This window comes from Xenorhabdus innexi (genome assembly GCF_002632485.1).
Taxonomy (GTDB): Bacteria; Pseudomonadota; Gammaproteobacteria; order Enterobacterales; family Enterobacteriaceae; genus Xenorhabdus; species Xenorhabdus innexi.
Genome location: NZ_NIBU01000023.1, coordinates 13,911 through 35,732, shown reverse-complemented (window position 1 = coordinate 35,732; position 21,822 = coordinate 13,911). Strand labels below are relative to the sequence as shown.

The following is a 21,822-nucleotide window of genomic DNA, read 5'->3' as shown; positions in this document are numbered from 1 at the left end:
AGCCGTAATGATTAGCCTGTTGCAAATCCGCGATATGGTCGCCCTTCATGGGCGCACCGATGCCAGATCACTGAGCCATCAGTTTTCCGCACCGCTGCCTATCGTAGAGGCCATGCTCAGTCAGTTGGTAACGATGGGCAAACTGGAGGAAGTGGATCTTTCCTCCTGCCTCAGTGGTGGCTGTAAACAGTGCCCGGAAACTCAAAGGTGCGCTGTTAAGGCGTATCAATTGCCGTGAGGAGGTGCTGATCGCACCTTCCTGTCTTTTATTCCTCTGGAATTGCTCCTTACGAAAACAACACCATTAGCAACCTAAATCATCCTAAGTTTTTACTCTATTGAATCAGTTAACAAGTCAGGTTTTACATTCGAGTAACACCTGATTCGTTAACATCAGCACGGTAATTCTCTTAACCATCATGATAGATTAACGAACAAAAACACTTTTTTAGCATACTCAATGGCTTTCAAGCTGCATTACGCCAGCTTAAAAGATAGAGAGTATATTTATTATGCAGTTCTGTCATGATGATCAATAACCTGAGGATATACTAAAATGCCTAAAGAGTTATTTGCTGCAACAATAGAGTCTGCTGGTCACCTTAAAATGAAATGTTCATCGCGTGGTTTTAGCTTTCATGTGGATGAACCCAAAAATCTGGGTGGAACAGATGAAGCCATGAACCCTGTAGAAGCTCTTCTTTCTGCTTTCGGAGCCTGCCAGTGCATTGTGGCCAAAAGTTTTGCCCGCAAACATAAAATCAACCTGATTGATATTCAGGTAAACGTGGAAGGAGAATTGGATACTGACGGCTTCACGGGGAAAAATAAAAACGCGAAAATCGGCTTTTCCAAAATCACATCAAAATTTCATATAAAAGCAGATAATACCGAGCAGGAGATCCGCGATTTTATTCATTTTGTAGAAAATAACTGCCCTGTACTCGATACTCTGGTCAATACACCGGAAATCGTCACCGAAGTTTATTCCTCCAGATAAGTTTCAATTCCCCACGACAGGGCTGTTATGGGGAATTATCAATAATGAAGGCTGACTAACTCAATTTCCGACAAAATCCATCAATATATCGACAAATTCATCAGGATGGGAAATAAAAGGCGCATGCGCCGCATGACGCATAGTAACAGAACGGCTGTGCGGCCACTCGTTATCAAGCAAAGCTGCAATCTTACGCGGAACCAGACCATCAAGATAACCATAGATACGCAGGAAAGGTAACTTAAGCTGCGCCAATTCACACCGCAAATCATCAGTACGCAAAATATCCAGCCCGGCATTGAGTACTTCTACTGTCGGCATCGGCTGGTTTAATACTACAGATTTCAGTAAACGGGCATCCTGACGTGCGCTGTCAGTGCCCAACGTCTGCAATGCTAAAAAGCGCTCAACCGTCTTCTGAAAGTCTTCACTCAACTGGTGCTTGAACGCCTCCAGAACAGCAGGCTTAATTCCCGGCCAATCATCCCCTTCGCTGAACTTTGGCGATGATGCGACCGTGATTAAGCCCGCCATTTTATCAGGGTGATCTAACGCAATCTGGCTGGCAATGAGCCCTCCCAGCGACCATCCCAGCCACAGGGCATTTTCGGGGGCCTGTTGCCAAACCGTGTCTGCCATCTCTTTCAGTGTCATGGCCGGATACGACTGACTGCGCCCATACCCCGGCAACTCCACTAAATGTAAACGAAAATGCGAAGCTAATCGTGTTTCTACTGAACGCCAAACTTCTGCGTTCAACCCCCATCCGTGCAGCATCACAAGATCACGAGGAGCTTCACCTAAAGTCTGCCAAAACAATTTATCCATTGTTATTCTCACCTTATTTACTTTCAGGGATTTCTTATCAAGGAAGAAAGCGATGTTCACAAAAACGGTCTTTACAAAAACCATGCTAACAATGGTCGGGTACTGTTGGCTATGCCATCAAAATTTGTATTTTGCCCATCATGGAATATGCCACTTCTGCTGGCAAAGCCTGAAACGGCTGGAGAACGTCTGTCCACGCTGTTCCCTGCCTGCCAGCTCTCGCGATCTGCCCTGTGGCCGCTGCCTGAAGGAACCACCACTCTGGCAACGAATTATCGCTGTTACCGATTATGCTCCTCCCCTGAGCCAGCTTATCCGCCGCTATAAATATCATAGTACACCCCAGCTCGCAGCGGTTCTGGCTCGCCTGTTTCTTCTGCACTGGTTGCAGGGCTATCGCGATGGGCGCTGGAGTAAGCCGGACTGCATACTCGGCATTCCGCTGCACCGCCAGAAACGCTGGCAACGGGGGTTTGATCAAGTTGAGCTTATCATCAGGCCATTAGCACGCTGGCTGCAATGCCAATATCAGCCTAATCTTTTGCAACGCACACGTGCTACACTCACCCAACGGGGCTTATCTGCCGCCCAGAGGAAAACCAATCTTAAGCATGCCTTTCAATTGCGTGGCGATTTTACCGATCAACATGTCGTCATTTTCGATGATGTGATCACCACGGGAACCACTCTGCATGAAGCCACACAATTGTTAATTCATGCCGGTGCCCGTTCCGTGCAAGCCTGGGCAATATGCCGAACCTTGTAGTTCCTTTATGAATGGGCGTATTATAACCAACTAGAACAGTCAACTATTGAGCAAATGACATGATTAATATTACTGAAGCAGCGCAAGCGCATTTTGCCAAGCTACTGGCAAATCAAGAACCCGGTACACAAATCCGCGTTTTTGTCATTAATCCAGGAACGCCGACTGCGGAGTGCGGTGTTTCTTATTGCCCACCTGATGCTGTTGAAGCCACTGACACCGAATTGAAATTTGACCAACTTTCTGCCTATGTTGATGAAATCAGTGCACCTTTTCTGGAAGAAGCGGTCATTGATTTTGTGACTGACCAGCTTGGCTCCCAGCTGACCCTGAAAGCGCCAAACGCGAAAATGCGTAAGGTCGCTGACGATGCGCCACTGATTGAGCGCGTTGAATATACCCTACAATCACAGATTAACCCTCAGCTCGCAGGTCATGGCGGTCGCGTCAGCCTGATGGAAATTACTGATGAGGGTTATGCCATCCTGCAATTTGGTGGTGGCTGCAACGGTTGTTCGATGGTCGATGTTACCCTGAAAGAAGGGATCGAAAAACAACTGTTACAGATGTTCCCTGAGCTGAAAGGCGTTAAAGATCTGACAGAACATCAGCGTGGTGAACATTCTTACTACTGATTTTAACCAGTGAACACCGTCGGTAAAGAAGTAACCTGAAAGACGAAGGGCATTCATATCGCTTTCTGCTTTACATGCCTTCCCGGTGTAAAATCGGGAGGGCAGTAAAGTTATTAAGTTACATTATTAAGAAACTGACGCCTTAAAACGAAACTTTAAGAAATAACACTGAGTATTTATGGAACATTTTCAAACAATAAGCCCTGAACAAGCCTACCAGAATTGGCTCGATAAAAGTGCTCTGATGGTGGATATCCGTGATCCGCAGAGTTTCCGTGCAGGGCATGCAACAGGTGCATTTCATCTGACAAATGAAACTATCAATCAGTTCCTGCAAGAAGCCGATTTTGACCAGCCGGTTATGGTGATGTGCTACCACGGGCATAGCAGTCAGGGAGCCGCTCAATATCTGATAAATATCGGTTTTGAAACCGTATATAGTGTTAACGGCGGTTTTGAAGTATGGAAAAAAGATTATCCTCATGCCATCCATGCGGAGTAGCAGACATCCGTATCATTACCCTCTAATTTAAGGCAGATAATACGTGCAATGATCCATGTAACTTCAATACATAATCCAAGACTGGCTCAGGCCTTTATTGATTATATGGCAACGCAGGGTATTCACCTGACTATCCGCCAAAGCAGTGAACCATTCGTGGTTGAACTGTGGCTGGAAGATGAAAAACAGCTAACTGCTGTCCGACAGGAGCTTGATCAGTTTTCCCGTGACCCGCTCAATGAGCGCTATCAGGCCGCCAGCTGGCAAACGGGTAAAGCAAACACGCCGCTGAAATACCACAATAATCTGAACTGGAATACCCTGAAAAACCAGTCTGGCCCACTAACTATCGCCATAACCGCACTCTGTATTCTGGTCTATTTCTGGATGCAACTTGCCGGAGTTAATGAGGTGATGAGCTGGCTGGCGTGGCCTAACAAAGAGCAGTATCTGGAACTGTGGCGCTGGCTCACTCCTGCTTTATTACATTTCTCATTGTTACATATTCTGTTCAATCTGGTTCTGTGGTGGTATTTCGGCAGTCAGGTTGAAAGGAACATTAATACCGGAAAGCTTGTTGAAATCACAATAGTTTCGGCTGTTTTCAGTGGCTGGGCACAATCATTGTTCAGTGGTTCGCATTTTGGTGGGCTTTCCGGTGTGGTCTACGCTTTGATCAGCTATGTTTGGCTGACTGGTGAAATGTCTCCCCAAAAAGGACTCAGTGCCCCCAGAGGGCTTATCGCAATTTCAGTCATCTGGTTATTTGTTGGCTATCTCAACATGTTTTCACTTAGTATTGCCAATGCAGCCCACTTTTCAGGCTTAATCATCGGGTTACTGATGGCGTTATGGGACAATTTACGCAAACAGAAGAGTCAATAATATTCCAATTAAAATCAGTTAATTATAATAATTTTAGGTAAAATTAGGGGAATGTTTTGAAGCAAACTCAGCGACATGATGCAATAGTCGAGCTGGTTCGTCTTCAGGGTTATGTCAGCACTGAAGAACTGGTCGAACACTTTGATGTCAGCCCACAAACAATTCGTCGGGATCTGAACGAACTGGCTGATAAAAACAAGATCCAGCGTCATCACGGTGGTGCAGCTTTACCTTCCAGCTCTGTCAACACGGCTTATCATGACCGCAAAATTATGTGGTCAGACGAAAAAGCGCGGATTGCCCAGCAGGTTGCTGCCCAAATCCCGAATGGTGCAACCCTGTTCATTGATATCGGGACTACACCGGAAGCAGTAGCCCACGCATTAATTAATCATCGGGATCTGCGCATTGTTACCAACAATCTCAACGTTGCAACCCTGCTTATGGGAAAAGAAGATTTCCGCCTGATTCTGGCCGGAGGGGAAGTCCGTTCCCGTGATGGCGGTATCATGGGTGAAGCGACACTGGATTTTATCTCCCAGTTCCGCCTTGATTTCGGCATTCTCGGCATCAGTGGCATTGACTCTGATGGTTCTCTGCTGGAGTTCGATTACCATGAAGTTAGAACCAAACGCGCAATTATTGAGAATTCCCGCTGCGTCATGCTGGTTGCTGACCATTCCAAATTTGGCCGCAGTGCAATGGTCAATCTCGGTAATATGAACTTGATTGATTTTCTGTTTACCGATAAAGAACCCCCTTCCGGTCTTCAAAAAATAATTGAACAACATAGCGTTAAGCTGGAATTGTGTTAACACAAAACAGTGCTAAGGCAGGATCAGTGCTAAAACCGACTTCAGATTAGGAGCTTCTATTTAGAATCCGCCTGAAAACAGGCGGATTTTCTTCTCCTTTCAGACAATTTCTCCCGCTCACCCTATCAGGCTCTCTCCGCCATGACTCTGTAAGAACCAGTTACCTTAAATTTGCATCTCACAATTTCCTTATTAATCTTATATATATGATAACGATTTGTTACCTGCATCACGCAAATATGTTTTTTTCTGGTAAATGGTTGGCGATTGATGAATTTTTGATTACAATCTCTGAGCGAAAACGAACATTAAAGAACTGTTTCGAACATTTCAGAGGGTATGCAATGGAAACCAAAGACTTGATTGTAATTGGCGGCGGAATTAACGGCGCTGGTATTGCGGCTGATGCTGCTGGCCGTGGACTGTCAGTCCTGCTGTTAGAAGGTCAGGACTTAGCCAGCGCGACCTCCTCAGCCAGTTCCAAGTTGATCCACGGTGGTTTGCGCTATCTGGAACATTACGAATTTCGTCTGGTCAGTGAAGCACTGGCAGAACGTGAAGTTTTATTAAAACTGGCACCTCATATTGCATTCCCGATGCGTTTTCGTCTTCCACACCAGCCACATTTGCGTCCGGCCTGGATGATCCGTATTGGCCTGTTCCTCTACGATCACTTAGGTAAACGAGTGAGTTTACCAAGCAGTAAGGGGCTGAAGTTTGGTGCCAACTCAGTGCTTAAATCCTCAATCAACCGTGGTTTCGAATATTCTGACTGCTGGGTTGATGATGCACGTCTGGTTGTATTAAATGCACAGGAAGTACAAAAACACGGTGGTGAAGTCCGTACCCGTACTCAAGTCACCCGTGCATGGCGTGAAAATGATCACTGGATGGTTGAAGCCAAAGATCTCGCCACGGGTGAAAGCAAAACATGGCGGGCAAAAGGTCTGGTTAATGCAACCGGCCCGTGGGTTAAAAATTTCTTTGATGATGGCCTGCAACTGAAATCGCCTTATGGTATTCGCCTGATTAAAGGCAGCCATATAGTTGTACCACGTGTTCATGACGAACCTCAGGCTTATATTCTGCAAAACGAAGATAACCGCATCGTGTTTGTGATCCCGTGGAATGATGAATTTTCCATCATCGGCACAACGGACGTTGAATACAAAGGCGATCCGAAAGACGTTAAAATTGACGATCAAGAGATCGATTATCTGCTGAAAGTTTATAACGACCATTTCAAAAAACAGCTTAGCCGTACTGATGTTGTCTGGACTTACTCCGGTGTACGTCCGCTGTGTGATGATGAATCAGATTCACCACAGGCCATCACCCGCGATTACACGCTTGATGTACAGGATGAGCGGGGTCAGACTCCGCTACTATCTGTCTTCGGCGGCAAACTGACAACTTACCGTAAACTCGCAGAACATGCGATGGATAAACTGACGCAATACTATCCAAACGCCGGTCAGGCATGGACAAAAAATGGTAAGCTGCCGGGCGGGGAGTTAGAAGGACATGATCGTGACGGATATGCCCGTTTACTTCGCCAGCGTTATGACTGGCTGCCAGAAGGTATTGCACGGCGTTATGCCCGCACCTACGGCAGTAACAGCAATCTGATTCTGGGTGATGCAAAAGAACTGGCTGATTTGGGTGAATTTTTCGGCTATGGATTGTATGAGGCCGAACTGCGTTATCTGGTAGCGCATGAATGGGTTACTCAGTTGGATGATGCTATCTGGCGCCGTACTAAACTGGGTATGTGGCTGACAGATGAACAAAAGCAGCGCGTTGCTGACTGGCTGGCACAGAACATTAAGCCAGCACAATCCCAAGCTTAATTTAAGCTCGTTAGTTAACCTAATTTACTCAAAATGGCGATAATCTTTATCGCCATTATTATTTCTGTTTGAATCTGCTCTTTTCACTCAAATCTCCGCCTGAAAATAACCATAAATTTTCGGAACCAATCATCAGAATATTCCATTAAGATCTCTTTATTTTTAACTCAATCTCACTGGGTAATTTCATCGTACATTTTTAACACTGTGATAGGATATTCAGGGTATTAAGAGACCGAAACACAACACGAGATAACATTATCAAATGGCAGCTAAAACCTTTTTAATCGTACCGGGATATACCAATTCCGGACCAGACCATTGGCAGTCTCATCTGGAAAGAAAATATCAGAATGTTATCAGAGTTCAGCAGGATGACTGGCTGTCTCCCGTCAGAGAAAAATGGCTACACCGTCTTAATGAAACTATTGAAAAAACGTCAGGTGAAATTTTCCTTATTGGACATAGCTGCGGCGCAGTTACCATAACTCAATGGGCAAAAGAAAAAAACTGTAATAGAGTAACCGGTGCATTACTTGTTGCGCCTGCTGATATTGACAGCCCCGATGCGCCATCTGAAATCCATGTTCAGCGACCATTACCAACAATGCCTTTGCCTTTTCCCACAACATTGGTTTGCAGTGATAACGATGAATTTTTATCTTTGGAAAAGGCACATTCTCTGGCGGAATCCTGGCAGACTGAACTTGTTGTTTTATCCGGAGCGGGCCATATCCACACAGCGGCAGGTTATGGAGAGTGGCCGGCAGGTGAAAAATTAATAAATAGAATATCCGGCAATAATTTGATCCCCTACAAATAGTTCTGGAGATAACTTATGTTGACCATTCGGCAAGCAACAATAAAAGACAGCCAACTATTATCCCAACTGATTGAGGAAAGTTACCGTTTTCACTTTTCTCATTTATGGCAGGATAAAGCTGAACAGGAAGAGTACATCGCCGAACAAAGCTCACAGGAAGAAATTGAGAACTCACTCAATACTATCAATCATCAGTGGTATATTGCTGAAACTCACCGACCAATCGGTTTCAGTAAAATAATCCTCAATGAACCTATCTCTGACAGTGAATTAGCCGGACTCTATTTACATAAGCTCTATTTACTTCCACGTTTAACTGGGCAGAATTATGGTGAACGGATGTTTAACCATATCGAAAAATTAGGGCAGGAGCAGGAGCAACAATGGCTTTGGCTGGAAGTATTAGAACAGAATGAACGGGCACGAAAATTCTATGAAAAAAAAGGAATGAAGCGACTGAAAGATATTACATTTACTAGCCCCAGTCAGCAGAGCACACTACATATTATGACTAAGAAAATTTCTCTTTAAAAATTATTTCCTTCACCTTTCTGACTACATATTTATTGTCTTAGCTTACTCACTTTCAACTAAATAGTATCAGAAAGATGAAGGATATATTATCAGTAAATTCATATAATTAGGTTATTAGTTGTTATTTTCCTCTCTTCAGAAGATTATTTGGATAAAATTCAAGATTAAATATTCCAGATTTTATCTTACTTTTACTTTCTTCTGATGATGGCATCAGCGGTTCAGTACCCGTTTCATGAAGAAACTTTCTCCTCACATGTCTGTATTCTGAATCTGTAATAGGGCTATACACTGAACCATTTGAAAATGTTTTTTTTCCTTTCCAAAGCTTAGGCTGATCAATCTCATTATCAACCCTTGTCCTTGTTTCTTGTTTCCTTGTTTCTGTGTTATTATCTAAATAATTCATGAGAAATATCCATCCTTTGATGGGAGAATCTGGTTTTACAGACTCCTCCTTAATCCATTCCAACGATAATTTAGATAGCTTCCTCATCATTCCCATTTCAAGAGCTGACGAAAGCAAATGATTGGTGTGTGGATCTAGACCATCATATTCAACTTCAGTACTTCTTCTACTTTCACTCCTATCAATCTCTTCTAATTTTTTTAACAATTTGATATCACTGACCTTATAATCCTGATTATCACCTTTTCTATATTTTCCCATAAAGCCACTGATTGCCTTCATATCGTTATCATCAAAACACCCTACATTATAAAAATCATTATCTGGCCTAAAGCTAAATTTTGAATTTTTATTCAAAATTTCAGTAACGTATTGTTTTATTTCGTTCTTACTATCTTTTTTAGAATTAATATGTTTATCCCATCTATTATATATTGACAGTTTTTCTGTGTTTTTAAATATAAAATTCAACCATGACTTCAATAAATATTCAGTAGTTCCCGGAAAACATTTCAGCTTTGGGTTATATTTAAACAATACGTTAAGCATGCTAGAACTTATATAAGAAGATCGACTAATAAGTGATTGTAGTCTGATTGGAAATCCCATTCCATCTTCACTGGTAATTCCTAGTGAACGATTCAGGACATCAATTACTAAATAAATAGTATCGCCCTGTTCTTCTTTTTTTAAATCTGATATAAGTACGCGACGGGCATCAGCTTTTCCATAAACAAATATTACATTCTTATTCATATAATTAACTCCTATTAAAAAGAAAATAAATAATAAAAGAATATTTTTTATCTTACTCTAAACTCTGTACTTTATGGACTTCTATATCATTCAGAGAAATATTCCTTTTTTCAGGTTGATACTTACTCCTTATAAAAAATGCATATCTGTCTACCTCATTTTCATTTGACTTATTTCATGCCATTATTTCCCGCCCTATACAAAAACGGAATAATCTCCTCTGTCATAGCCTGCATAAACGAAGGTGGAAAGGTATGGCCCATTTGTTGTACCGGTAATAACTTAGCTCCGGTGATACGTTTAGCGGTATCTTCTCCACAGGCAATCGGAATTAAAGGATCGTCTTCACCATGTACAACCAGAGTCGGGCAGCTAATCCGGTTAAGAAGATCAGCCCGGTCAGAATCAGCCATTATAGCCAGCGTCTGCCGGATGAAACTTTTAGGATGATAGCCTCCACGACAAAAAGCTGCTTTCAGATGGTTAGTCAGTTCATCTGTATCTAATGGTTCAGAAGGAGAAGCAATCAGCCGGATAATACCCAGTTGGTGACGAACCAGTTCTTCCATGCTGGTATTAGCGGGTTTGGATAGTAACGCTGCCATAATTTCCGGCTTTGGCTGAGGCAGATCTTGAGCACCACTCGAACTCATAATACTCACCAGACTTTTGGCTCGTTCAGGGTATGTCGCCGCCAGCCTCTGAGCGATCATGCCTCCCATTGAAGCTCCTATAATATGAGCCTGCGGAATATCCAGAGCATCAAGCACCCCCACAGCATCATCAGCCATATCCTGCATACTGTAAGAAGCGCGAATTGGCAGCCCCAAGCGGAATCTGACCTTCTGCCACAGAAAAGAACGCTGCGGAATATGATCAAATCTTTGGCTTAGCCCTGAGTCACGATTGTCATGCCTAATCACCCGGAATCCTGCATCAACCAGCCGATTCACTATTTCATCAGGCCAATCAGTTAGCTGCATCCCCAACCCCATGATAAGCAACACGACTGGCCGCTTTTCACCGTTAGCCCCTTCACCACTATCTTCTATTTCAATTGGAACATCATTTGCTATAACCTTCATTAGTAATAACCTCATGATATATAAAAAAACAATTAAAATACCAGACTAAAAATACACGAAACTTATCTCGTATTTCAGCAGCGTAGAATAAAATTTAATAGAAAAGAAATAAAAAAAGACATAACTATTTGGCTGATTACTTTACGTTAAGCTAAAGAACAAAATATCACCAAACTGTTTCTTACTGTGACAAATAGTGTAGCAAAAATCACCATGCAGACAGAAAAACACAGCAGACATAGGGATAGGAAACCGACTATCTCCCTATATTCTCCCATGATGCTTATTTTTATATCTTCAAGCTAAAACTACGATATATCTTCAAAATATTGATAATATTGATTTTTATCATTTTTTAAATTTTCATTTATTCAGTAATTGTGATATTACTCCCCTTTCTTTAATTCGCTGGTTGCGATTTATGTTCAAATTTATGAAGATAAACAAGAATGGATAAAAACTTGTAATGATGAGTCAAACATTCATTAAAAAAGAGGGGATTGCGCAATCATTTTTAGCACGCTATCTCCTCTCAGAACAATGTGGAAATCGCCTGAAAACCATAGAGTTACTGGCAAAAGAGTGTGGGTTGTCCGTAGGTTTGATGCAGGCAGCATTGAAATCTCTCGAGCAATCACAGGCGGTTGGAATTAAGCGTCGCGGTCGGAATGGCAGCTTTCTCTCGCAGATTAACCACAAATTACTACTGGAATATGCCGATATCGGCAATGTAGTCTGCGCAATGCCCCTTCCCTATACCCGAGCCTATGAGGGTCTGGCCAGTGGTTTAAAGGCATTGTGTGCAGGTGTTCCTTTCTACTTTGCACACATGCGAGGTTCAGATATCCGCATTGAATGTTTACTGAATGGCGTCTATGACTTAGCAGTAACATCAAGACTCGCCGCAGAGCAGCATCCAGAAAATAAAGATATATATATTGCGCTATCACTAGGGACCCAAAGTTATACAGACATGCATCGGCTAATCTTCCGTCAGGGTGAAATGGAATCCATCCGCCGCGTAGGGTTAGACAGTACTTCTGCTGACCAGAAAATAATGACACAGCAGTACTTTGCAGGAAAAGAAATCGAACTGGTTGAAGTTTCTTACCATGAATGTCTGAATCAAATTATGAAAGGCCACATCGATGCGGCCATCTGGAACGTCGGACAAGGGCACGAGCTGATTGCTCAAGGCCTGATGACCCTGCTACCCGGCGACAGTGAGTGTTTTATCAAAGCCTCCGAAGCTGTTATTCTTGCCCGCAAGGATAATATCCCTATCCAACAACTCTTGCATACCATGGTTGACAGAGAAGCATTGCTAACCCATCAACAGAACGTGGTATCAGGCATAATAGAACCCATTTACTGAACCTTAATCAGCCCAAAAATAAGGTCTCAGCCAAATACAGACTCAGACCAAACATAATCAATTAAATCTGACGTGTAACAAAAAGCAATGGTAGAACAACGGCTAACTATCCTGTTGCAAGGTGGTGTCATCGATCAGGATATCTACGATAATATGCTTGATGTCGTGCATATTCTGGAAGATATCTGGTTGATCCCAATCCGCCACCCACAAGGTGAAATGGCGCTTACTCACATGGCAAGTGCTTTTATGCGATCACGTCGTGGAGAAATTGTTTCCCCCATAGAAAAAGACGTTCTGGACAAAATAAAACAATCCGGGAACTATTCACAATTACTCAAAATTCACCATTCCCTGCTGGAAAAATTTACCCTCACCCTACACCCCAATGAGGAAGGCTATCTGTTAATAAATTTATATGGTTTAATACTTGCAACAAAAAGTTACTGATTTTTTCACACTATAAATATTCAAAAAAATGAAGATTAATGGTCTTCAGGTGTTTTTTATTTTCGCACAAACGTACTGCCTTGCAGTTACAAAGAGAAACCAATGTTTATTAATGCGTTAAAAAAACAGAATCCTAACTTGATAGAAGTAGCAAAAAACCTTTGGCAGCAAGGCGTGATCCTACCGGATACCTATGTCATTGATGTTGATCAGGTATTAAATAACGGCCGACACTTACTGCAAACAGCAGAGCAATATGGTATCGAACTCTACCTGATGACCAAGCAGTTTGGCCGCAATCCGTGGTTGACCAAAAAACTCATTGAACTCGGTTATCCCGGTGTTGTAGCAGTGGATTTCAAAGAAGCTTACAGCCTGAGCCAACATGGTATACCGCTATGCCATATTGGGCACTTAGTACAGACACCTACTCATCTGATAGAAACCATGCTCCGGCATGATCCCAAAATAATCACTGTATTTTCGTTGGAGAAAGCGCAGGCAATATCTGATGCGGCTGAAAAACTGGGGCGTATTCAGCCCATCATGCTGAAAGTTTTTGCTAAGCGCGATATGGCTTTTACCTGTCAGGAAGCCGGTATTCTCTTTGAAGAACTGGATACAACTATTGATGCTTTACAGCAAATGCCGGGGATTAAACTATGTGGTTTAACTCATTTCCCTTGTCTGGCATGGAATGCCCAGTATCAGACAACATTACCAACCGTCAATTTGCAGACTCTAATCAGAGCACGGAATAAACTCAAGCAACGCGGTATTTCTCTTTCTCAAATCAATGCCCCCTCGGCAACAAGCAGCAATACTATTCCTTTACTGGCGAAATACGGTGCGACTCATTTAGAGCCGGGTCATGCCCTGACCGGAACAATCCCTGCTAACAGCATTGGCAGAGAGCCTGAAAAAATCGCGATGGCTTATGTGACGGAAATATCCCATCACTATGATGGCAACAGTTATTGTTATGGTGGTGGCTACTACAAACGCAGCCATATGAAACATGCTCTGGTTTTTCCGGAAAACAACATGCCATACAAAACAGTGCGGATATTACGATTAGGAGAGCCTTGTATTGATTATCATTTTTCTCTATACGGCGTACATCCGGTCGGCAGTCCGGTCATCATGTGCTTCCGAACCCAGATTTTCGTCACCCGCAGTGATATCGCTCTGATTTCAGACATTCAGTCAGGAAACCCCAGACTGGAAGGCATTTACGACAGTCAGGGAAACTGGAAAAACAACGGTTACTCTTAATAATTACTCAACATAGGCATTACATTTAATATTATTCCATCATCAAATAATGTTATTTTCGCTCCAACCGATTTACCGCATGATGCTGCGTAACTATTTTTTTACGGAAATAATTTTTTACGGAATAGTTATGCTTTATTTATGGAATAGTTATGGAATGCCAGAAAAAGATCAGGAATACACCCATACATTCCGCTCTGTATTCCCCATCCACGATTGATACATCAGGTTACACCTATGTTCATGAACACTTACATATTGATCTTTCCGAAGCTAAAGGCACGCTTGATTGTCGGCTGGATCAATATGAGCTGATTGTTGATGAACTTCGCCATCTGTATGCGCTTGGTTTGCGCAATATTGTGGAAGTTACTAACCGTTATATGGGGCGCAATGCCTCCTTTTTACTGAATCTGATACGTGAAACCCGCATCAATATCATTGCCTCGACAGGCTATTACAAACGGCCGTTCTTTCCAGCTCATTTCAGTACATTAAGTATTCAGGATATTGCCGAAGAGATGATTACTGAAATTGAAACAGGCATTGACGGGACGGCGTTAAAAGCCGGTATTATTGCCGAGATTGGCTCCAGTCTTGGGACAATTACCGAAGATGAACAAAAGGTGTTTGCCGCAGCAGCTCTCGCCCATCATGCAACCGGATGCCCCATATCCACCCACACCACCTTAAGCACGATGGGGCGTGAACAACTGGCGCTCCTTAAAGGATTTGGTGTCTCTCCTGAATATATAGCGATTGGTCACTGTGACCTGAAAGACAATCTGGACACAGTTATTCCCCTGCTTGAAGAGGGTGCATGGGTACAATTCGATACCATTGGTAAAAACAATTACTATCCGGATAGCGCGCGTATTGCGATGTTACAGGAGCTTGCCAGACGAGGATTACTCGACAAAGTGATGCTTTCTCAGGATATAACCCGTCGTTCTCAACTGAAAAGTAACGGAGGAATTGGTTTCGATTACTTACTGACGGTATTCGTGCCGATGCTGCTGACTGCCGGTTTTACCCAAGCCCAGATAGACCGAATGTTACGTGATAACCCTGCACAATTCTTCCGGCACCGCTTTTCCGAATAGCTAAGCCACATAACTAATCAATAATTCGACAGAAAATAAGAAAAAGAGGGATAACAGCATGAAATTTGTCGTTGGTGGACAAATAGAAAAAGAAAAAATTGCCGAATGTATCCGGCAACTGGCAGGAAACAAAGCCGCTTCGATTGTCATTATGAATGACATCGAAGCCTCCATGGCGATTAAAAATGGCGATGCCGATTACTATTTTGGTGCCTGCAATACAGGCGGAGGCGGCGCATTGGCTATCGCTATTGCACTTATTGGCTTGGATCTCTGTGCCACGATTGGTATGCCGGGAAAGATTTTATCTGATGATGAGATTATCTCTCATGTAAAAGCAGGTAAAAAAGCATTCGGTTTCACCGGGCAGGATATCGATATCGTTCTGCCGGTGATCATTAACACGCTCATTTCTCAGTAAGGAGTCTATCATGCAACATTTTCATGATTTCCTGATGAGATTAATGGAAGTCGATCCTTTTAAAGCCGGATTACTGGCAGCGATTGGGGCGATTGCCGCCATGATGGCAAACCGTGGTATCGCCGTTTTCCATGATGGCCTGCGTCCACTGCTTCCCGAATACTTAGAAGGGCGGATGAGCCGTAAGGCACTGGCAGCAACCAGTTTTGCTCTGAGCATCGGGCTGGTCGTCGGGTTTGGCATTCCCTTCTCCCTGACAGCTCCCATCGTACTGGTTCACAGTCTGTTGCTCGGTACAGATATGATTGGTATCTGGTGTGCCAACAGCCGCAGGGGGTTCGTGGCCTCAGGCATCATCGGTGCTTTGTACGCCATTGCCTTACTGGCCGGATTACGTTCCGTCGTTGAACTGTTTGCGATGCTGCCGGTTAATTTCACTGATGACCTGAAAAAAGTCGGTGATCCGATTGTCGCCTGCTTTGCCTTATTCCCTGCAATGGTCGTCGGCTATCAATATGGCTACCGCAAAGGGTTTTTAGTGATGCTCACCGCTCTAGTCGGCTACATGGCAACCAAAGCCGCTGGCCCGCTCAGCTTTGGTGGGTTAATCGAAAAACCCGTCAGTGTCGATCCGAATGGGGCCGCTTTATTATTATCGATGATCGCCATGTTCTACTTCGCCATGCGTGAACGTCCGGCTAATACCTCATCAGCCAATCAAACCTCCGCAGCCCCCAAAGGAGCCAATGAAATGTTAGTCGGGCTGTTTTCAACCCGCATCGAACGTATTCAGAAAAACAAATGGCTTCTTATCCTTTGTGGCGGTCTGACCGCAAGCGCGGCAACCATGTCTTTCAGCCTGCTGGCAGAAGGGCCGGTATCCCTGCAACTGATGGCACAGGATGAGCAGACTAACGCCCTGCTGGTAGCGCTGGCGCGTGCCATCGGTTTTGTCCCGCTGGTCGGAACAACGGCAATCGCTACCGGTGTCTACAGCCCGAACGGAATGAAATTCGTATTTGTGGCAGGTCTGGCAACCAGCAATCCGTGGCTGGCCTTTGTAGCTGGTGGTCTGACGATGTTTATAGAGATCCAGCTACTGGCGAAAATTGCTATCTGGCTGGATAAATATCCCGGTGTCAAAGCTTGCAGCGGCCATATTCGTACCGCGATCACCAAAATGCTCGAAGTTGCCTTGTTGGTTGGTGGTATGATCGCTTCCAACGCCATTCTGCCGGGTATGGGTTTTATGATTGTCGCGGGAATTTATCTGCTTAACCGCACTTCCAAGCGTCCTTTGGTTGAAATGGCTATCGGCCCGATCGCAACCATTGCCGTGGGTATTCTTGCTAACGTACTTTATTTAGTCGGAATAAATTAATCAGTCAGAACAAAGTGACAGAGATAGCGTGAGAGAATGAAAACAGTACCGTTACAAAGTGCCCCATTGCAGGACTTTCTATTGAAAAGTTTTCCACTGCAAAGCATGACGATGGCTCAGGCTCAACAGCAGCAATTTAAGCTGGTGGATATTATCTGTCGTCACTTTCCCGGTGCTGATTTTCTCTCACAGGGCGATCTGGGATTAGTCCCGGATCTCCATCAACCCCGGATGACACAACGCATTGAAGCAGTTATCACTGAATACTTCGGGGCTGAAGCTGCTGCTTTTGTGAATGGTGCCGGAACCGGAGCCTTACGTGCCGGGCTGGGAGTATTACTCCGTCCTTGTCAGACACTACTTGTCCATGAAGCGCCGATCTATCCCACGACTAAGATTTCGATTGAACAAATGGGTCTGAATCTCGTCTATGCGGATTTCAACTGTACAAAGCAGTTTGAAACCGCCATTCAACAACATCAACCCACAGCCTGTCTTGTCCAGCATACCCGGCAGAAAATTGATGACCGTTATGCCTTAAAAGATATTATTTCCATCCTGAACAAATATCACATTCCTTCATTGGTGGATGACAACTATGCTGCGATGAAAGTGTCTCATATTGGTAGTGAGTATGGTGCAACACTTTCTGCCTTTTCATGCTTCAAATTACTGGGGCCACAAGGCGTGGGTTTAGTTATCGGCAAACAATCCGTGATTGATAACCTGCGCCGCAGTATGTACTCCGGTGGCTGTCAGATTCAGGGTTATCAGGCAATGGAAGCATTACGCGGGCTGGTATTCGCGCCGGTCATGCATGCAGTACAGTCTGGCGTCAATGAAGAACTCGTAAGCCGGTTGAATCAGGGGGAAATACCACAAGTTAAGCAGGCTATCATTGCCAATGCCCAGTCCAAAGTCGTTCTGGTAGAATTTCATGAACCCATTGCGGAAGCGGTACTGGCAACTGCTCATACATTAGGCGCATTACCTTACCCCGTCGGGGCAGAATCAAAATATGAAATCCCACCCCTGTTTTACCGTATTTCCGGCACATTCCGTCAGACCGATCCGACGCTGGAGCAACGCATGATCCGCATCAACCCCAATCGCAGCGGGGCCGAAACTATTATGCGTATCTTGCAGACAAGCTGTCATTTAAGCATCGCCCACTAACAAGGTTTTTCTTTATTTTCTGCATGTTTCATATTTCCTACACCCTCTACGAGTTGTATTCTCTGGTTTGTGGTTTTGATTACATACTGGAGATACCATGTCTAAAAATATTATTTTTTTATATGGAATGGTTGATGAAATTCGGAAATATATTAATGAATCTGTCACTCCGGGAAGAGAGAATACTCATTATGACAACGTTTATGTTTCCATTGGCTCATTGACAACAACGTTAAGATTGGAAGGAGAAACAGGAATAAAGCAGCTTTTTAATAATACATTGGAAATAAATAAATGGATGGTTAAAAAACATAAATTTCTTGTCAATAACAACATAAAAAAATCACTTAATTCCTCTCCTGACAGCATGTTGATCACACACGACATATCAAAAGTATTATTAAATAATTGGCTGAAATTTCTATATCAAAATAAAGACAGACTTTCCATCAGTCAAAGCCTTATCAGGAAACGGGAAAGATCCCCCACTAAAGGAAATTACAGAACAAGATTTCTTAATAAAAATATCAGTAACTCCCCTCCTGATTTTATCGTACCGCACTATACTGACCTTGATGAACCCTATGATTCCGATGAAGTACAGCTATTCAGCCCTGAATCTGCCGCAACCATTGATGCCGCTTTTGATACCTTTACCACTCAAGGAGACAGTGCAGGATTTAACTTCCTGATAAATCTCGATGCGGGTATGACGATATACCCGGATTTGCCGGAAAATAGCGACATTATACGAAGTTTCGTGACGGCATTTTTAAGAAAAGCCTGTAAGCTGGCCTTAGAGTGGCTCAACTCTGAAATAAACAGTGCCACGTCTCCGGTCAACGGCCTCAGATTTATCACTGATTATGTCACTGAAAATACTCACGATTATCAGCCTGCTACATTACATAATACCCACGCTTATAATCTCAGAGCTGATGCGACTTACCTTAATGCAGGAAATAATTATTATCCAATTACTTTCTCTGAACACCGGGCTTTTGAGCGTCAAAAATTCATGGAAAATAATCTGCAAATGGCTCAGGTGACGATAAACATTACTGAAGTCGTTAAAGCAAAACAGGATAAAGCGATTAAAAACAAAAAAGCGGAGGTATTAAAGGCAAGAATCCTTAATAAAAGAGGAAGATTCACATAAAATTTTTGCAGCAATCCGGTGAATGCTGATTCGGACAGACACATGGCAGGATCAGGAATCCATACACTGGAATCTATCGGGTAGATAATTCATCTGTAATAACAGGACTTTATTTTCAGGTATAAAAAATAACAAACATTAAAATAACAATAACTGGATTAATACAATTATCGGCTATATTATTTCATGCACTGATTCTTAGCAATTTCGCCGTAAACCCTCGCCCGATGAGGGCGGGGATATAAGCTCCCAGTGGTAAAAATACAATTTAATTTATTAATGGGGGGTTATTTATGAATATCCCAAAAAAGAGACAGGAATAAATAACCCATAGGGGAGAGTGTTTTCTCCCCCCGATATCAGTCAGAATGTCCTCGAAATATTAAACATAATCCCTCAACTGCCGTTCCACCAGCGTGAGAATGCTGTAAAGCGCGACAGGCTGCTGTTCCTGATTTAAAACCTGTACATCCCACATGACAACACCATGTGGTTTATCATCCGGCGTTTTCTGCACTTTCTTGATCTTCTTCTTGCAGGTCAACCGAACCTGAATCGTATCGCCAATTTTCACCGGCTCAATAAATCGCAGGTTTTCCATGCCATAGTTCGCCAGTACCGGCCCGACAGGGGCATCAACGAACAACCCGGCAGCGGCAGAAACAACAAAATAACCGTGTGCCACACGCTCTCCGAACAGAGATTCAGCCGCACCGATTTTATCCATATGCGCATAGAAATGATCGCCGCTCAGACAGGCAAAATTAACGATATCCGCTTCTGTTACCGTGCGGCGGGCAGTCAGCAAACTTTCTCCTATCTCAACCTGTTCGAAATACTTACGGAACGGATGGACAGGATCTTCCTTCACTTTCGCACCGCGCACCCACTCGCGCCCAATCGCGGTCAGCATCGTCGGACTGGCCTGAATGGCCGTGCGCTGCATATAGTGTTTCACGGCACGTAGCCCGCCAAGCTCCTCACCGCCACCCGCACGCCCCGGCCCGCCATGCACCAGCATGGGCAGCGGAGAGCCATGTCCGGTTGATTCCGCAGATGCCGCTTCATCCAGAATCAGCATACGGCCATGAGCACAGGCAGTTGCCCGGATTACCCGGATCGCAATCTGCTCATCTGCCGTAACCAGCGATCCCACCAGACTTCCCTGCCCCATCAAAGCCAGCGCAATCGCCTGTTCAGTATCCTGATAGGCCATCAACGTGGAAACCGGTCCGAAGGCTTCCGTCTCATGAACAGCCTGATTAGTCATCGGGTCTGCACAATAAAGCAGCGTGGGAGGATAAAACGCGCCATTACTGTTGGTATTATTTGCCAGAACCAATTTATCTAACGAGCCGCCACACAGTAACTCACAACCACTGTGTAAAAGTTCATCAACTTTGGATTGCACTTCATTGCGCTGTTCAAGGCTGATCAGTGCCCCCATGCGCACTTCAGGTAATGCCGGATCACCTGTCACAACACCAGCAAGGCGTTTAAGCAATGCTTCTTTTACCGCATCGAGCTGAGAGACCGGCACAATAATCCGCCTGATAGCCGTACATTTCTGGCCTGCCTTCACCGTCATTTCACGGGCAATTTCCTTAATGAACACGCCAAATTCCGGCATTTCCGGCGTGACATCTTCACCCAGAATACAACAGTTGAGCGAGTCAGCTTCCATCGTGAATGAAATAGATTTTTCAATCAGGCGGGGGTGAGCCTTTAATTTATGTCCGGTCTGAGCCGAACCAGTGAAAGTCACTGCATCCTGATAGTCCAGATGGTCAAACAGATCGCCAATTCCGCCACAAATCAACTGTAATGCGCCTTCTGGAACCAAACCACTGTCGAGGATCAGTTTCACCATTGCCTGTGTTAACTGCGCTGATGCCGTCGCGGGTTTGATGATTGCTGGCATACCCGCCATCCAGGTCGGTGCCAGTTTCTCCAGCATGCCCCAGCAAGGAAAGTTAAATGCATTAATGTGCAGAGCAACACCGGGGCGGGAAGTCAGAACATGACGAGCGACAAACTGCGACTGTTTGGAAAGGGGGATCATCTCATCTTCCGGCCACAGTACATCATCCGGTAGCTCGCGCCCTGCCAGCCCCGCATAGGAAAATAGCGTTGCGATGCCGCCTTCAATATCGACCCAACCATCCGAACGGGTTGCTCCGGTCTCTGCTGAAATAGCATATAAAGCTTCTTTATTGGCAAGCAGATGTTTTGCAATGGCTTTCATCATCTGGGCACGTTGCTGGAACGTCATGGCTGCGAGTGCTTTTCCGCCTTTTTCTCTGGCATATTCAAGGCTATCAGCCAGTGGCAACTCATCTGAGCATACCTGATACAACGCTTCACCACTGACTGCATGGTAGATAGTTCTGGCATTGCCTTTCCCATAAACCCAGGCACCACAAATATAACTGGTTAATTGTTGCATGTTTTTCTCCGGCGATCTTATTAATGAATCATCATTAAACAAACCATTGATATTTATGTATCACATAACCCTGACAAAAAACCACCAAAAAAACTAACAAGAACTAAACATTTTAAGGTCACTGCATATCAATATTCTTATATATCAC

General features: G+C 44.1%; 22 protein-coding genes. 18 read left to right on the top strand and 4 right to left on the bottom strand.

The genetic code is table 11. The features are described 5' to 3' along the window. Positions 1-7 precede the first annotated feature (7 nt). Entirely contained in the window at positions 8-238 is a 231-nt protein-coding gene (locus tag Xinn_RS10995) for a FeoC-like transcriptional regulator (RefSeq protein WP_086954733.1), read from the top strand. Between the two features lie 318 nt (positions 239-556). Further along, on the top strand, positions 557-1,000 hold the full coding sequence (locus Xinn_RS10990; protein ID WP_086954734.1) for an OsmC family protein: 444 nt from the start codon (positions 557-559) through the stop codon (positions 998-1,000). Between the two features lie 60 nt (positions 1,001-1,060). Here Xinn_RS10990 and bioH read toward each other — a convergent pair whose 3' ends face one another. Continuing rightward, complete coding sequence (bioH, locus tag Xinn_RS10985) at positions 1,061-1,828, bottom strand: pimeloyl-ACP methyl ester esterase BioH (protein ID WP_086954735.1); 768 nt, start codon at positions 1,826-1,828, stop codon at positions 1,061-1,063. An 82-nt stretch (positions 1,829-1,910) separates the two neighbouring features. Between bioH and gntX the strand changes: the two genes are divergently transcribed. From gntX to Xinn_RS10945, 8 genes are all read left to right on the top strand, one after another. Then, complete coding sequence (gene gntX, locus Xinn_RS10980; RefSeq protein ID WP_086956534.1) at positions 1,911-2,594, top strand: DNA utilization protein GntX; 684 nt, start codon at positions 1,911-1,913, stop codon at positions 2,592-2,594. A 59-nt stretch (positions 2,595-2,653) separates the two neighbouring features. Beyond that, positions 2,654-3,229 carry a Fe-S biogenesis protein NfuA gene (nfuA, locus tag Xinn_RS10975; RefSeq protein ID WP_086954736.1) on the top strand — a complete coding sequence of 192 codons (576 nt, stop codon included), beginning with the start codon at positions 2,654-2,656 and terminating at the stop codon, positions 3,227-3,229. Between the two features lie 178 nt (positions 3,230-3,407). Continuing rightward, complete coding sequence (gene glpE, locus Xinn_RS10970) at positions 3,408-3,731, top strand: thiosulfate sulfurtransferase GlpE (RefSeq protein ID WP_086954737.1); 324 nt, start codon at positions 3,408-3,410, stop codon at positions 3,729-3,731. A gap of 48 nt (positions 3,732-3,779) precedes the next feature. Further along, on the top strand, positions 3,780-4,616 hold the full coding sequence (gene glpG / locus Xinn_RS10965; protein WP_086954738.1) for a rhomboid family intramembrane serine protease GlpG: 837 nt from the start codon (positions 3,780-3,782) through the stop codon (positions 4,614-4,616). A gap of 56 nt (positions 4,617-4,672) precedes the next feature. Then, positions 4,673-5,431: a DeoR/GlpR family transcriptional regulator gene (locus Xinn_RS10960; protein WP_086954739.1), complete on the top strand. Its 759-nt coding sequence runs from the start codon at positions 4,673-4,675 to the stop codon at positions 5,429-5,431. Between the two features lie 344 nt (positions 5,432-5,775). Beyond that, the gene (glpD, locus tag Xinn_RS10955; RefSeq protein WP_086956535.1) at positions 5,776-7,281 is read left to right on the top strand and encodes a glycerol-3-phosphate dehydrogenase; all 1,506 of its coding nucleotides are present in this window, start codon (positions 5,776-5,778) and stop codon (positions 7,279-7,281) included. Between the two features lie 265 nt (positions 7,282-7,546). Continuing rightward, positions 7,547-8,104: an RBBP9/YdeN family alpha/beta hydrolase gene (locus tag Xinn_RS10950; RefSeq protein WP_086954740.1), complete on the top strand. Its 558-nt coding sequence runs from the start codon at positions 7,547-7,549 to the stop codon at positions 8,102-8,104. A 15-nt stretch (positions 8,105-8,119) separates the two neighbouring features. After that, positions 8,120-8,635, top strand: a complete 516-nt coding sequence (locus tag Xinn_RS10945) for a GNAT family N-acetyltransferase (RefSeq protein WP_086954741.1) — start codon at positions 8,120-8,122, stop codon at positions 8,633-8,635. Between the two features lie 124 nt (positions 8,636-8,759). On the opposite strand, the gene Xinn_RS10940 is transcribed toward Xinn_RS10945, so the two are convergent. Beyond that, on the bottom strand, positions 8,760-9,803 hold the full coding sequence (locus Xinn_RS10940) for a hypothetical protein (RefSeq protein ID WP_086954742.1): 1,044 nt from the start codon (positions 9,801-9,803) through the stop codon (positions 8,760-8,762). A 170-nt stretch (positions 9,804-9,973) separates the two neighbouring features. Continuing rightward, a complete protein-coding gene (locus tag Xinn_RS10935) occupies positions 9,974-10,888 on the bottom strand; it encodes an alpha/beta fold hydrolase (protein WP_086954743.1) in 915 nt (304 codons plus the stop codon). 466 nt (positions 10,889-11,354) lie between these two features. Here Xinn_RS10935 and yhfZ point away from each other — a divergent pair, with 466 nt between their 5' ends. The 8 genes from yhfZ to Xinn_RS10895 all read left to right on the top strand — a co-directional run bounded on the left by yhfZ (position 11,355) and on the right by Xinn_RS10895 (position 19,228). After that, positions 11,355-12,263, top strand: a complete 909-nt coding sequence (gene yhfZ / locus Xinn_RS10930; protein WP_086954744.1) for a GntR family transcriptional regulator YhfZ — start codon at positions 11,355-11,357, stop codon at positions 12,261-12,263. A gap of 87 nt (positions 12,264-12,350) precedes the next feature. Next, on the top strand, positions 12,351-12,713 hold the full coding sequence (locus Xinn_RS10925) for a PRD domain-containing protein (RefSeq protein ID WP_086954745.1): 363 nt from the start codon (positions 12,351-12,353) through the stop codon (positions 12,711-12,713). 102 nt (positions 12,714-12,815) lie between these two features. Continuing rightward, complete coding sequence (locus Xinn_RS10920; protein ID WP_086954746.1) at positions 12,816-13,988, top strand: YhfX family PLP-dependent enzyme; 1,173 nt, start codon at positions 12,816-12,818, stop codon at positions 13,986-13,988. Positions 13,989-14,140: 152 nt separating this feature from the next. After that, positions 14,141-15,091 carry a phosphotriesterase family protein gene (locus Xinn_RS10915; protein ID WP_086954747.1) on the top strand — a complete coding sequence of 317 codons (951 nt, stop codon included), beginning with the start codon at positions 14,141-14,143 and terminating at the stop codon, positions 15,089-15,091. Between the two features lie 58 nt (positions 15,092-15,149). Continuing rightward, positions 15,150-15,512, top strand: a complete 363-nt coding sequence (locus Xinn_RS10910; RefSeq protein WP_086954748.1) for a DUF2620 domain-containing protein — start codon at positions 15,150-15,152, stop codon at positions 15,510-15,512. A 10-nt stretch (positions 15,513-15,522) separates the two neighbouring features. Continuing rightward, positions 15,523-16,893, top strand: a complete 1,371-nt coding sequence (locus Xinn_RS10905; protein ID WP_086954749.1) for a YhfT family protein — start codon at positions 15,523-15,525, stop codon at positions 16,891-16,893. Positions 16,894-16,974: 81 nt separating this feature from the next. After that, positions 16,975-18,069 carry an aminotransferase class V-fold PLP-dependent enzyme gene (locus Xinn_RS10900; RefSeq protein WP_086956536.1) on the top strand — a complete coding sequence of 365 codons (1,095 nt, stop codon included), beginning with the start codon at positions 16,975-16,977 and terminating at the stop codon, positions 18,067-18,069. Between the two features lie 97 nt (positions 18,070-18,166). Further along, positions 18,167-19,228: a hypothetical protein gene (locus Xinn_RS10895; RefSeq protein WP_086954750.1), complete on the top strand. Its 1,062-nt coding sequence runs from the start codon at positions 18,167-18,169 to the stop codon at positions 19,226-19,228. A gap of 382 nt (positions 19,229-19,610) precedes the next feature. Here the strand turns inward: Xinn_RS10895 and paaZ are convergent, their stop codons facing one another. Next, the gene (gene paaZ / locus Xinn_RS10890; RefSeq protein WP_086954751.1) at positions 19,611-21,674 is read right to left on the bottom strand and encodes a phenylacetic acid degradation bifunctional protein PaaZ; all 2,064 of its coding nucleotides are present in this window, start codon (positions 21,672-21,674) and stop codon (positions 19,611-19,613) included. Positions 21,675-21,822: the final 148 nt, after the last annotated feature.